This is a genomic window from Acinetobacter sp. YH12076 (genome assembly GCF_013419525.1).
GTDB classification, from domain to species: Bacteria; Pseudomonadota; Gammaproteobacteria; order Pseudomonadales; family Moraxellaceae; genus Acinetobacter; species Acinetobacter amyesii.
In genome coordinates this window covers 199,003-211,753 of sequence record NZ_VOZY01000003.1, presented here as the reverse complement: position 1 = coordinate 211,753, position 12,751 = coordinate 199,003, and the positions used below count along the sequence as shown (strand labels likewise).

General features: G+C 42.3%; 12 protein-coding genes and 5 tRNA genes. 13 read left to right on the top strand and 4 right to left on the bottom strand.

Going from position 1 to position 12,751, the window contains the following annotated elements; genetic code table 11:
- Positions 1-3: 3 nt before the first annotated feature.
- From FTU22_RS04075 to pilB, 3 genes are read right to left on the bottom strand one after another with little or no spacing between them, the layout of a single operon-like run.
- Positions 4-867, bottom strand: coding sequence for an A24 family peptidase (locus FTU22_RS04075; protein WP_180093123.1), 864 nt, complete (start codon positions 865-867; stop codon positions 4-6).
- A gap of 20 nt (positions 868-887) precedes the next feature.
- Positions 888-2,117, bottom strand: coding sequence for a type II secretion system F family protein (locus tag FTU22_RS04070; RefSeq protein ID WP_180093121.1), 1,230 nt, complete (start codon positions 2,115-2,117; stop codon positions 888-890).
- A 32-nt stretch (positions 2,118-2,149) separates the two neighbouring features.
- Positions 2,150-3,859: a type IV-A pilus assembly ATPase PilB gene (gene pilB, locus FTU22_RS04065; protein ID WP_180093119.1), complete on the bottom strand. Its 1,710-nt coding sequence runs from the start codon at positions 3,857-3,859 to the stop codon at positions 2,150-2,152.
- Between the two features lie 275 nt (positions 3,860-4,134).
- On the opposite strand from pilB, the gene tpiA reads away from it, so the two are divergent.
- From tpiA to FTU22_RS04000, 13 genes are all read left to right on the top strand, one after another.
- Positions 4,135-4,926 carry a triose-phosphate isomerase gene (gene tpiA / locus FTU22_RS04060; RefSeq protein ID WP_180093117.1) on the top strand — a complete coding sequence of 264 codons (792 nt, stop codon included), beginning with the start codon at positions 4,135-4,137 and terminating at the stop codon, positions 4,924-4,926.
- Between the two features lie 13 nt (positions 4,927-4,939).
- Positions 4,940-5,269, top strand: a complete 330-nt coding sequence (gene secG, locus FTU22_RS04055; RefSeq protein ID WP_180093115.1) for a preprotein translocase subunit SecG — start codon at positions 4,940-4,942, stop codon at positions 5,267-5,269.
- Between the two features lie 52 nt (positions 5,270-5,321).
- Positions 5,322-5,406: transfer RNA gene (locus tag FTU22_RS04050), tRNA-Leu, on the top strand.
- 48 nt (positions 5,407-5,454) lie between these two features.
- A tRNA-Met gene (locus FTU22_RS04045) sits at positions 5,455-5,531 on the top strand.
- A gap of 73 nt (positions 5,532-5,604) precedes the next feature.
- Positions 5,605-5,681 (top strand) — tRNA-Met (locus FTU22_RS04040).
- A 58-nt stretch (positions 5,682-5,739) separates the two neighbouring features.
- Positions 5,740-5,816 (top strand) — tRNA-Met (locus FTU22_RS04035).
- Positions 5,817-5,906: 90 nt separating this feature from the next.
- A tRNA-Met gene (locus FTU22_RS04030) sits at positions 5,907-5,983 on the top strand.
- 216 nt (positions 5,984-6,199) lie between these two features.
- Complete coding sequence (gene rimP / locus FTU22_RS04025; RefSeq protein WP_078192559.1) at positions 6,200-6,724, top strand: ribosome maturation factor RimP; 525 nt, start codon at positions 6,200-6,202, stop codon at positions 6,722-6,724.
- A gap of 35 nt (positions 6,725-6,759) precedes the next feature.
- A complete protein-coding gene (nusA, locus tag FTU22_RS04020) occupies positions 6,760-8,244 on the top strand; it encodes a transcription termination factor NusA (RefSeq protein WP_078192558.1) in 1,485 nt (494 codons plus the stop codon).
- A gap of 10 nt (positions 8,245-8,254) precedes the next feature.
- On the top strand, positions 8,255-10,948 hold the full coding sequence (infB, locus tag FTU22_RS04015; RefSeq protein ID WP_111884116.1) for a translation initiation factor IF-2: 2,694 nt from the start codon (positions 8,255-8,257) through the stop codon (positions 10,946-10,948).
- Positions 10,948-11,355, top strand: a complete 408-nt coding sequence (locus FTU22_RS04010) for a ribosome-binding factor A (RefSeq protein ID WP_078189413.1) — start codon at positions 10,948-10,950, stop codon at positions 11,353-11,355. Before infB ends, FTU22_RS04010 begins: the two co-directional genes overlap by 1 nt.
- Positions 11,356-11,758: 403 nt before the next feature.
- Complete coding sequence (locus FTU22_RS04005) at positions 11,759-11,944, top strand: hypothetical protein (RefSeq protein WP_180093113.1); 186 nt, start codon at positions 11,759-11,761, stop codon at positions 11,942-11,944.
- Entirely contained in the window at positions 11,905-12,150 is a 246-nt protein-coding gene (locus FTU22_RS04000; protein WP_180093111.1) for a hypothetical protein, read from the top strand. Before FTU22_RS04005 ends, FTU22_RS04000 begins: the two co-directional genes overlap by 40 nt.
- A gap of 188 nt (positions 12,151-12,338) precedes the next feature.
- On the opposite strand, the gene FTU22_RS03995 is transcribed toward FTU22_RS04000, so the two are convergent.
- Positions 12,339-12,740 (bottom strand): Na+/H+ antiporter subunit G, encoded by a 402-nt coding sequence (locus FTU22_RS03995; protein ID WP_111884120.1) that lies wholly within the window; start codon positions 12,738-12,740, stop codon positions 12,339-12,341.
- Positions 12,741-12,751 lie beyond the last annotated feature (11 nt).

Genomic DNA, 12,751 nt, shown 5'->3' with positions numbered 1-12,751 from the left:
ACCTTACTGACCCAAATAAATTTTCATAATTTGATCACCCCATAAAAAGGCGATCCATCCAGCGATGGCAATATAGGGACCAAATGCAAAAGGTTGGTTTTCTTTACGAACTTTGAGCAAAATAATGCCAATGATTGCACCCACCAGTGAAGAGAGTAATACAATCAGTGGAAGCAGGAAAGGGCCCATCCACGCACCCAAGGCAGCTAAAAGCTTAAAGTCACCATAGCCCATACCTTCTTTGCCAGTGATGATTTTAAATAAATAGTAAACAATCCATAGGCATAAGAACCCGATGATATACCCCCAAATGGCTGAGGTTGCAGAGGTATAAATGGCATAGCTATTCACGCCAAGCCCGAGTGCAGCCAAAGGAAGGGTATAGCGGTCAGGTAAAAGTTGGGTGTCAAAGTCAATAAATGTTAAGGCAATCAATACATAAGTCAGCACTAGACCAAACAGCATTTGGATAGTTGGACCAAAAACTGCAACAACAATCAGCGCACAGATCATGGTGAGTAATTCAATCAGTGGATAACGGCTACTGATTGGATTTTGGCAACTTCCACATTTTCCGCGTAAAACGATCCAACTGATAACCGGAATGTTTTGATACCAACGAATGGGCGTTTTGCATTTTGGGCAGGTTGAAGCAGGTGTGCTCAGTGTGATCTTTGTTTCGTCAATAATCGGTTGATCCGGATGTAAAAACAGTTGGCAATCCGTACGCCATTCTTGTTCCATCATCTTTGGTGTGCGGTAAATTACCACATTCAAAAAACTACCGATGCAAAGACTAAAAATCCCAACTGCGATATATAACGCAATTGGGGTATTGATTAAATAAGTAATAAAATCAGTAAACAAAATATTTCCTTTTATTGGTTTTAACCAACCACTGAACCCATTTGGAAAATAGGAAGATACATTGCAATCACAAGACCACCGACGAGGACACCCAATACTGCCATGATTAAGGGCTCCATCATCGCGGTTAATCCATCTACGGCATTATCTACCTCGTTTTCATAATGCGTCGCCACTTTGTCTAGCATGGCATCTAATGCACCGGACTCTTCACCAATAGCGACCATTTGAATCGCCATGGATGGAAATTTATCGGTGACACGCATGGCGAATTGCAATTGCTGACCAGTCGCCACATCTTCACGAATTTTCATGACCGCTGTTTCATAAACTACGTTATTGGTTGCACCTGCAGTCGATTCAAGTGCATCAATTAAGGGTACGCCGGCTGCAAATGTAGTTGCTAAAGTACGGCTATAGCGGGCAATAATCGCTTTATAAACCAAATCACCAAAAATTGGTGCTTTTAGTGCAGCTTTGTCTAAGAAGTCTCGGAAAGCTTTGCTACGTTTTTTTGCTTCTAGAAACCCACCAATTAATATTGCAATAACCACAAGCATGATAAACCAATAATCTTTAGTCCAATTTGACATATTGACAACCATCTTAGTAAAAGCTGGCAGTTCTGCACCAAATGAACTGAAAAGGCCTTCAAATACGGGTACAACTTTCACCATCAAAATAATGGTCACAATTATCGCGACCACAATAACTGTGGCTGGGTACTTCATGGCCTTTTTGATTTTTTGCTTAAGCAATTCACTTTTTTCTTTATAAATGGCAACACGATCCAGCATGGTTTCAAGTGCACCCGATTGTTCGCCTGATTCAACCAAAGAGCAAAATAGGTTGTCGAAATACTGCGGATATTTACGGAGTGCACCTGCAAAGGTATTGCCGCCTTCAACTTCACCTTTAATCCCCAAAACCACTTCACGCATGGCTGGGTTTTCTAAGCCTTCTGCCACGATCTCAAAGCCCTGAACGAGCGGTACCCCGGCTTTCATCATAGTTGCAAGTTGGCGCGTGAATACCGTGATATCCAAAGTGGATACTTTCTTTTTCATCAAGCCTTCGAGAATGTTTTTACGTTTCTCTCGAATGGTTCGGATGGTAATGCCTTGCTTACGTAAAGTGACTTTAGCTAAAGCCATATTACGCGAAGGCAACTCTCCTTTAATTTTCGCCCCTTTGCGATCCACGCCTTCATAACTGAAGGTTGGCATCATCTGCGCTTTTTTTACAGCCATGAATTTATCCTTATTTTTAAATACTAATTCACTTACTCACTGGTCACACGATTGACTTCTTGAAGTGAAGTCACCCCCTGCATGACCTTAATTAAGCCTGAACGGCGTAAATTGTTGAAACCTGCTTGATTTGAAGCTTCGGCAATTTGTAAGGCATTGCCGTCTTCCATAATAATTCTTGAAATTTCAGGTGTCACTTTCATGACTTCGTAAATACCCACACGACCTTTATAGCCTTCACGGCATTCGGCACAACCCACAGGCTGGTATATTTGGAATTCTGGTGTATTTAAATCACCTTCGGTAAAACCAAGCTCCAATAGACTTTGTTTTGGTACGTCTACTGTTTCTTTACATTGTGAACATAAGCGTCGTGCAAGTCGCTGCGCAATGACAAGGTTTACGGATGTCGCGATGTTAAATGAAGGCACGCCCATATTGCGTAAGCGTGTCAGTGTTTCAGGTGCACTATTGGTGTGCAGTGTAGACATAACCATGTGACCTGTTTGAGCCGCTTTAATTGCAATTTCAGCCGTTTCTAAATCTCGAATCTCACCGACCATCACAATATCAGGGTCTTGACGTAAGAATGATTTTAAGGCTGCAGAGAAGGTGAGGCCGACTTTATTATTTACGTTGACCTGATTGATCCCTTCTAAGTTAATTTCCACAGGATCCTCGGCCGTTGAAATGTTGGTATCTTCACGGTTGAGAATATTTAGACCTGTATATAGAGATACGGTTTTACCGGAACCCGTTGGACCAGTGATGAGCAGCATGCCTTGTGGTTTTTCTAAAGCTTGCATGAACAGTTCTTTTTGATCAGGTTCATAACCCAACGCATCAATCCCTAGCATCGCACTAGATGGGTCAAGGATACGTAGAACAAGTTTTTCACCAAACAAGGTCGGTAAAGAGTTCACACGGAAGTCGATAGCTTTGTTCTTTGACAGCTTTAACTTGATACGACCGTCTTGAGGTATACGTTTTTCCGAGATGTCCATTTGTGACATGACTTTTAAACGCGAAGCAAGTCGAGTCGCGAGCTGCAAGGGCGGATTAGTAATTGTTCTTAACACGCCATCAACACGGTAGCGGACGCGGTAAGACTTTTCATAGGGTTCGAAATGTAAGTCGGATGCACCCATGCGAATGGCGTCGACTAGTAGTTTATTGATGTACTTAACAATCGGCGCTTCATCACCCGTTGCCTCATCTTCATCCTCTTGAGATGGATCGGGTGTTTCACTATCTAAATCAAGATCAAAGTCATCATCAAAGTCAAAAGTACTTTCTTCAGCGAAGTTCTGCTCAATTAACTTTTCAAGTTTGTCATGTTCAACAATAATTGTTTCGGTATTTAGCTTACTACCAAATCGAATGGCATCCACTGCTTCAATATTGGTGGGATTACTGATCGCAACGAATAATAAATTGCCATGTTTAAAAATAGGCAAAATACGATGCTTGGTAATGAGTTTATCTTCAAATTCATCACGTATAATTAAAGACGTATCATAAGTTGAAATATCAAAAACCGGTTCACCGAACTCTATCGAGATGGTTTCTGCGATCAGGCGTGCTGAAAGGTGATATTCCTGAATCAAATGCGGCACGATATCTTGATGAGCCTTTTTTGAATTTTGCAGCGCTGCTTGCATTTTTTCGGCAGACAGATGCCCTTCGTCAACTAAGCGACGAATAAACCCCGTAAATCTTGAAGAACCTTGAACTGCTGTCATGCTTTTACTTGCCTATGCTTCAGTCTGTTTATAATTGGTATAGCAAAATTATACTTTTGTTGCACAAAAATACCATATCTTAAAGTGTTGTCACTAGCTAAGAATTGGTAAAAAGCATGAACCAGTCCTTAAATCTGCTTAATTTTTTTACAGAAAAGTGAAGATCTTGGAATGACTGGTGTGCTGCGAAGATGCAAATGTGTTGAAATTTATCTTCAAAATTATGAATTACGTGTAGAATGTGCCCGATTTCATCTTTGTCATGTGGGATAAATATGTCGGGTTCGACGATTACGCCTTGGGTAGTGGGTAACTGGAAAATGAACCCATTGCAAGCCGATGCTGGCGCACTTCTTAAGAATTTTAAGCAATTATTAGATGAACAAAATATTGCTGAAGCGGCATGTCATATTGGGGTTGCACCAACAGCTATTGCTCTGACCACGGTGCAAAATGAATTAGCACAAGCAAGCCGTAACATCATAACCGTTGCACAAGACGTTTCTCGCTTCGCAGGTACAGGCGCATATACGGGTGAGCTCAGTGCTGAGCTATTAAAAGATTATGGTGTTGAATTTGTACTGATTGGTCATTCGGAACGCCGTGAAATATTCGCTGATCAACCGCATATCATTAATGAAAAAGTAAAAAATGCATTAAACGCAGGTTTGACTGTGATTTATTGTGTGGGTGAAAGCTTAGAACAACGTGAAAGCGGCCAAGCAGAACAGATTGTGTTACAACAAATATGTGATATTGCTGCTGTCGTACAAGCAGAGCAGTGGAAACAAATTGTGGTTGCTTATGAGCCAATTTGGGCTATTGGCACAGGTAAAACGGCGTCACCTGAAGATGCGCAAGCGATGCATGCTAAAATTCGTGAAGGTTTAAGCCAAATCACCCCAATGGGACTTCATACTGCGATTCTTTATGGTGGTAGTGTAAAACCTGAAAATGCAGTAGAGTTGGCAGCCTGTCCGGATATCAATGGTGCGCTGGTCGGTGGTGCATCATTAAATGCAGAGTCGTTTTATAAAATTGCTCAAGCATTTGCAAATACAAAATAATTAGGAGTTCAGCATGCATACGTTTGTGCTGGTGGTACATATTATCTTAGCGATTTTAATGATCGTGCTGATTTTAGTTCAGCATGGTAAAGGCGCAGATGCGGGTGCATCTTTTGGTGGCGGCGGTGCTGCAACTGTATTTGGTGCATCGGGTTCGGGTAACTTTATGACCCGTTTGACTGCGATTTTAACGGCTTTGTTCTTCGTTACGAGCTTGACACTTGCTGTGTTTGCAAAGAAACAAACGACAAATGCTTATAGTCTGAATGCGATTTCTTCAGTACCGACTGCGCCTGCAAAATTGGCTGAAACTTCGCCAACTGCACCAAAAAGCGCTGAATAATTTATTTAGCACTTTCTTTTTTGACGTGTTGCGACTAGAATGCGTCACAGCTGCGGTGGTGGTGGAATTGGTAGACACGCTACCTTGAGGTGGTAGTGCTTTCGGGCGTGGGGGTTCAAGTCCCCCCTTCCGCACCAACTTATAATCCAGAACATAAGTTGGTGTATGCAGCAAAACTCTGTTGATGCGGGATGGAGCAGTCTGGTAGCTCGTCGGGCTCATAACCCGAAGGTCGTTGGTTCAAATCCAGCTCCCGCTACCAATCAATTCTATTTTTAAGATGCAAACTTTTAAATGGACAGCTTTTAAAGCTGAGAAAACTATTTGCATATTGATGCGGGGTGGAGCAGTCTGGTAGCTCGTCGGGCTCATAACCCGAAGGTCGTTGGTTCAAATCCAGCCCCCGCTACCAATCTTATATAGCACACAATCTATATAAGCAGTTTATCTGAAAGTCATTGTGATGTTGATGCGGGATGGAGCAGTCTGGTAGCTCGTCGGGCTCATAACCCGAAGGTCGTTGGTTCAAATCCAGCTCCCGCTACCAATCCTCTGAGATGCAACTCAGTAGGGCAATTCTTCAGGTTGTTTTAGATTGAAAATGACCAAGAAATTGTATATAATTTTTGCATGTTGATGCGGGATGGAGCAGTCTGGTAGCTCGTCGGGCTCATAACCCGAAGGTCGTTGGTTCAAATCCAGCTCCCGCTACCAAGTTTCTAAAAGAGGCTCACAACTAGGTGGGCCTTTTTGCACAGTGGACTATGGTTTTCTGTGTAATAATGGGGCGATTTACGCCCTTTTTTATTGGCTATCGTGTAGTGTCGACAGTATTTTGGTCAAACCGTCATGTTTCACTACTACTATAGTTTCGCATTGGTCTGTAGTGGTCATTTCGACCATCGAATCGCACAAATTTGACGAGAGTAAATGAAGCTATCAAATAAAACTCAAGCACTTCAGGACTTAATTGCCCCAGCGGTGCAAGCATGTGATGTAGAACTTTGGGGGATTGATTTCCAACCTCAAGGAAAACGTTCACTGTTACGTATTTATATCGACCGTGAAGTTGATGAAAATGCAGAACCTGTCATCAATGAAGATGGCGAAGTTGAGCAAGGCCGTGGTATCGGCGTGCAGGACTGTGTTCGTGTCACTCAGCAAGTGGGTGCGATGTTGGATGTACATGATCCAATTTCAGGCGAATATGCATTAGAAGTGTCATCTCCAGGTTGGGATCGTCAGTTCTTTAAATTGGAACAAATGACGGCATACATTGGTCAGCAAGTCGCTTTGCGTTTGATCAGTGCTGTAGATAATCGTCGTAAATTCCAAGCCAAACTTGTAAACGTAGACCTTGAGAACGAAATGATTCAGGTTGAAGTTGAAAAGCAACAAGTGTTGGATATTGACAGCCACAATATTGATAAAGCAAATCTGGTTTTCCAAGATTAATTTAATAAATAAGAATCTGAACGAATAGGTGACTTATGGCTCGTGAAATTCTTACCGTAGTAGAAACGGTTAGTAACGAAAAAGGTGTAAGTCGTGATGCAATTTTTGAAGCGCTTGAACAAGCTTTAGTTGCAGCGACTAAGAAGAAATTCTACGAGGGAACTCACTCGGAAGAAGCTCGTCTACGTGTAGAAATCGACCGTCGTACTGGTGATTACCGTACTTTCCGTCAATGGGAAGTGGTTGCCGACGAAGATCACGAAATGCCAGCATGCCAAGATGCGATCTCTGATGTAGATCCTGCAAAATGGGCAATTGGGGATATCCGTGAACTTGAAGTTGAATCGATTGATTTCGGTCGTATTGCGGCACAAATTGCGAAACAAGTAATTGTTCAAAAAATTCGTGAAGCAGAGCGTGCGCTAATTGCAGATGCTTACGAATCTAAAGTTGGTGAACTCATCTACGGTGAAGTGAAAAAACAAACCAAAGATGGCTTTATCATTGATTTAGGTGACAATGCAGAAGCATATCTTGCGCGTGAAGAAATGATCGCTAAAGAAATTCTACGTCCTAAACAACGTGTAAACGCGATTTTGTTTAACGTAAACCGTGAAGGCCGTGGTGCTCAGTTATTACTTTCTCGTTCTAAACCAGAAATGCTCATTGCATTGATGAAGAAAGAAATTCCTGAAATTGCTGAAGAAATCATTGAGATTAAGGCTGCTGCACGCCAACCTGGCGTTCGTGCTAAAATCGCTGTGAAAACAAACGATCACCGTATTGATCCTGTAGGTGCATGTATTGGTATGCGTGGTACACGTATCCAAGCAGTTCAATCAGAGTTAAATGGTGAGCGTATTGATGTAGTCGTTTGGTCTGATGACGCGGCACAGTACATTGCAAGTGCTCTAGAGCCTGCTGATGTATCAGGTATCGTGATTGATGAAGAAGAACGTACTGCAGATATTATTTTTGCAACGAGTGATCAGTTAGCACGTGCAATTGGGTCTCAAGGTCAAAACGTACGCTTAGCATCTGAATTGACTGGTTACAAGCTCAATATGATGCTTGAAGAAGAATATCACGCACGCCAACAAAACGAAGCGCAACAATATTTAGATATGTTTGTTACACGTCTAGATATTGATGAAGACTTAGCGATGGCGTTGGTTGAAATGGGTTTCACATCATTAGAAGAAATTGCGTATGTTCCTGCGGAAACATTCGATGAGATCGAACTTGATGCTGAAACTGTTGAAATGCTACAAGGTCGTGCAAAAGAAATTGCATTGGCTGATGCATTGAAGCAACAAGAAAACATCCAAGAGCCAAGCGAAGAGCTTGCTGCAATGGAAGGCGTGACTAAAGAAATCGCATATGCGCTTGCCGCTCGCGGTGTGGTAACTGTAGATGATCTTGCAGATCAAGCCACTGACGATATCTCTGATATCGAAGGTTTAGGTGCTGAAAAAGCAGGTCAACTTATTATGAAAGCGCGCGAATCATGGTTTAACTAGGAGGTAATATATGACGGACAAGTCGATTAAGGAGTTAGCTCTCAGCGTGGGTCGTCCAGTTGAGAAGCTACTGGAACAGGTTCGTGATGCGGGTTTACCACAAACTAAACCTGACGATATTATCTCCACTGAACAACAAAATGCCCTCGTTAACCATTTGAAAAAAGTTCATGGTCAGGATGCGGGCAATGCAGGACAAATCACGTTGAAACGTAAAACTACCAGTACTGCTAAAGTGGCGAGTACATCGGGCAAGGCAAAAACGATTAATGTAGAAGTTCGTAAGAAACATACATTTGTTAAACCGGATCCTGAGCAAATTAAAGCTGAAGCATTAGCGAAAGCACAAGCTGACCAACAAGCACGTAAACAGGAACCTAAGGTTGAAGCGAAAGCTGAAGAACCGAAGCAACAACCAGTATCTAAAGCGAAACAAGCTTTAGAAGCAATGCGTGCTGCTGCGAAGCAAGAACATGCGAAGCAAGAAACACCCAAAGCTGCGGTTGTTGTAAAACGTAAGTCAAACAACAAGCCAATTACAAAACCTGTTGAAACTCTAGAACAGAAAAAAGCACGTGAAGCTCAAGCAGCACAATTGAAAGCTGTAGAAGAAGCGGCGCGTCGTAAAGCCGCTGAAGAAGCGCAACAACGTACGCTTGAGCAAATGCGTCAAATGGCGTCTAAGTATTCTAACGAAGACACTACTGCGACCATTCGTGTTGTAGATGATTCTCCGCTTGCTGCCGGCCTTGTAGGTCAGGCATATGAAGATTCGTTTGCGAAAGAAGACCGTGAAATTAAACGTGGTACCAATACCAACAATTCACGTTCACCTAAAAAAGGTGGTCGTCGTGGCGAAGAGCAATCTTTCCGTGATAACTCACATAAACGTGGTTTAAAAACAAGTCAAGCGAACAAGCATGGCTTTGAAAAACCAGTTAAAAAACAAGTTTATGATGTTGAAATTGGTGAAACAATTGTTGTTGCTGACTTGGCTGCGAAAATGGCGGTTAAAGTTCGCGAAGTTATCAAATCACTCATGAAAATGGGCGAATTGGTTACTCAAAACCAAGCGATTGATCAAGAAATTGCAGCACTTGTTGTTGAAGAAATGGGTCACAATCCAGTACTTGTTTCGGATACACAAGCAGAAGACAACTTACTTGAAGCAGCTGAAGAAGCGCGTGGTGTCCAAACCACTCGTCCGCCAGTTGTGACAATTATGGGTCACGTTGACCATGGTAAAACATCACTTCTTGACCGTATTCGTCGCTCTAAAGTGGCTGCAGGTGAAGCAGGTGGTATCACACAGCATATTGGTGCTTACCATGTGAAAACTGAAAAAGGTATTATTACTTTCTTAGATACACCGGGACACGCAGCATTTACTGCAATGCGTTCACGTGGTGCGAAATCTACAGATATCGTAGTGTTGGTTGTTGCAGCAGATGATGGTGTTATGCCACAAACTGCGGAAGCGATTGACCATGCACGTGCAGCAGGTACGCCAATTATTGTTGCTATCAACAAAATGGATAAAGAGTCTGCTGATCCAGATCGCGTATTGAATGAGTTGACGACGAAAGAAATCGTACCTGAGCAATGGGGCGGTGACGTTCCAGTGGCAATGGTTTCTGCGCACAGCGGTGCAGGTATCGACGAACTTCTTGACTTGATCTCAATTCAAGCCGAACTTCTTGAGCTTAAAGCATCTGAAGAGGGTGCAGCACAAGGTGTTGTAATTGAAGCACGTGTAGACAAAGGGCGTGGTGCGGTAACATCGATTCTTGTTCAAAACGGTACATTGAAAGTGGGTGACCTTGTTCTTGCAGGTTCGTCATACGGTCGTGTACGTGCAATGACAGATGAAAATGGTCAACGTATTAAATCTGCTGGTCCTTCGATTCCTGTGGAAATCTTGGGTCTACCAGAAGCGCCAATGGCGGGTGATGAAGTTCTTGTTGTAAATGACGAGAAAAAAGCACGTGAAGTTGCTGATGCGCGTATGGATCGTGAACGTCAAAAACGTCTTGAGCGTCAATCTGCGATGCGTCTTGAAAATATCATGGCGTCTATGGGCAAGAAAGATGTGCCTATTGTCAACGTGGTATTGAAAACAGACGTACGTGGTACTTTGGAAGCATTACACGTTGCACTTGCTGAACTTGCAACTGATGAAGTGAAAGTACGTATTATTGGTTCAGGTGTTGGTGCGATCACTGAGTCTGACGTAACACTTGCTGAATCATCAGAAGCGGTTCTTCTCGGCTTTAACGTACGTGCTGATAATACTGCACGTCAAAAAGCTGATGCTGACGGTATCGACATTCGTTACTACTCGATCATCTATCAATTAATTGATGATGTGAAAGATGCGATGAGCGGTAAATTGGCGCCTGAACACCGTGAAACAATTCTGGGTGTGGCTGAAGTACGTGAAGTGTTCCACTCAAGTAAATTCGGTGCTGCTGCAGGTTGTATGGTACTTGAAGGTACATTACACCGTAATAAACCGATTCGCGTATTACGTGATGACGTGGTGGTATTCCAAGGTGAGCTTGAATCTCTTCGTCGCTACAAAGATGTGGTTGAAGAAGTTCGTGCCGGTATGGAATGTGGTCTTGCGGTGAAAGGCTATAAAGACATCAAAGCACAAGATAAGATCGAAGTGTACGATGTTCAATTGATTAAACGGAGTCTTTAATGGCGGGTAGTCAACGTCTGAAGCGTATGGCGGATACAGTACAACGTGAGTTGTCAGAACTGATCCGTCAGGAGCTGAAAGATCCACGCTTAGGTGGTCTCGTGACCATCTCTGCCGTGAAGGTGAGCCCAGACTTAGGATATGCCGAAGTTTATGTGACTGTAATGGGTCGTGAGCTAGGCGATGAGCAAAGTGAAGCCGCAAATAAAGAGACTTTAGATGTCTTGAATAAAGCATCTGGTTTCTTGCGTCATGAACTAAGCCGTCGTATCAAAACACGTATTACGCCACGTTTGCGTTTCCATTACGACAAAACAAATGCTTATGGCAACTATATGTTTGGTCTAATTGCGGAAGCGGTCAAGGACTTACCTCCTACTGACGAAGCAAAAAAAGATGATGAATAATTCAGTTCGCTGAATGAAAAAAGCCACCTTTGGGTGGCTTTTTTATGTTTGAATAACGGTAATTTAAAAACTCAATCACTTTAAAATTATAATATGCCAATGAAAGACAGGTCGAACATGATATTTAATCCGCCAATCTGTAAAAATAATGAATTGAAAAAAATAATCCTTTTGAGTAGCGTATTATTTATTACTATGCCAAGTTGGGCATGTTTAAATACCTATGTAGAAGATTTTTATACATCTGATTCATAAAAAGAAAATCAACGCGAAGAACATCATGACGAGAAATTGAATAACTTTGTATCAAGGCATCCTAGCCCAATAGACTATCAGGCAGAAAATGATTATGCCGTACATCAGATTTATGCAGGTAAATACGATTTAGCCATTAAGGTTTTACGTGCAATTGGAAATTGAGTATCCAGGTTTACCGAAGATGGCAGTGAATTTAGGCACAGCTTATGAGTTGATCGGTAATATTAAACTGGCCAAAAATTGGATTGCAGAAGGTATGAAGCGTGATCCATCGATACATCTTGGCAGTGAATGGATTCATCTGAATATTTTCATGAATATCTATTGTTGAATGTATATTATGGAGCAGGTTATGTACCCGATGCACACTGGAAGAATCAGCGAAAACTCACAACAGCAGAATATGATGCTATACGAGAGCAGGCTAGTTTACAGATTAATGAGCAGAAAAATGTTGTTTCAAGACAAGATGCCGTGATGGTACAGCTGTTTTATGAATTTGCGAATCTTGAGATGAGTCAATATCAGCCTAATTAGTCTGATCATTTTCAAAGTCGTTATGAAACAAATATACTGATTGATTTAGCTGAAAAATATGGATTAAAGACAACGCCATATAACCAAAAGCGTTTGCAATATCTGGCTCAGGGAAATGTATTTGAGAAATTATGGATGAAAATTAAAGACTTTTGGGCTATAAGGGATAATCAAAACTGGATCTAGATTTAATCCAGATCCTCCGGTTTTGAATGGCGTTTAGAGTGAAATGCACGGCGCCGAGTTCGCTGCCAAGGAAGAGGGCGATTCAGAGCTTCTGGTGCATCACCACTCATCGAGCGCAGTCGTAAATGTAATGCCGCTTGTGCCATGAGGTTTGCAGAAACCGGTGCAGTTATAAAAGCAAAAAGCGTGATCAGGATTTCTGCAAATCCAAAACGGCCTTGAAATGCTGCATAAATAATTGCAGCAATTAGAAAACTTCCTAAGCCTAAGGTGCTCGATTTGGTCGGTGCGTGCAGTCGCATAAATAAGTCGGGTAGGCGAACCATGCCAATACCGCCGACCAACATGAAAAAAGCGCCAATCACCAAAAAAATCGAGACCAAAATTTCCATGACTAATTGCATATTAAAGGACT

What these genes read in the sequence shown, in the direction of transcription:
- FTU22_RS04070 (WP_180093121.1), bottom strand. Translation starts at nt 2,117, where the DNA reads ATGGCTGTAAAAAAAGCGCAGATGATGCCAACCTTCAGTTATGAAGGC.
- pilB (WP_180093119.1), bottom strand. Translation starts at nt 3,859, where the DNA reads ATGACAGCAGTTCAAGGTTCTTCAAGATTTACGGGGTTTATTCGTCGC.
- tpiA (WP_180093117.1), top strand. Translation starts at nt 4,135, where the DNA reads ATGTCGGGTTCGACGATTACGCCTTGGGTAGTGGGTAACTGGAAAATG.
- secG (WP_180093115.1), top strand. Translation starts at nt 4,940, where the DNA reads ATGCATACGTTTGTGCTGGTGGTACATATTATCTTAGCGATTTTAATG.
- rimP (WP_078192559.1), top strand. Translation starts at nt 6,200, where the DNA reads ATGAAGCTATCAAATAAAACTCAAGCACTTCAGGACTTAATTGCCCCA.
- nusA (WP_078192558.1), top strand. Translation starts at nt 6,760, where the DNA reads ATGGCTCGTGAAATTCTTACCGTAGTAGAAACGGTTAGTAACGAAAAA.
- infB (WP_111884116.1), top strand. Translation starts at nt 8,255, where the DNA reads ATGACGGACAAGTCGATTAAGGAGTTAGCTCTCAGCGTGGGTCGTCCA.
- FTU22_RS04010 (WP_078189413.1), top strand. Translation starts at nt 10,948, where the DNA reads ATGGCGGGTAGTCAACGTCTGAAGCGTATGGCGGATACAGTACAACGT.
- FTU22_RS04000 (WP_180093111.1), top strand. Translation starts at nt 11,905, where the DNA reads ATGGATTCATCTGAATATTTTCATGAATATCTATTGTTGAATGTATAT.
- FTU22_RS03995 (WP_111884120.1), bottom strand. Translation starts at nt 12,740, where the DNA reads ATGCAATTAGTCATGGAAATTTTGGTCTCGATTTTTTTGGTGATTGGC.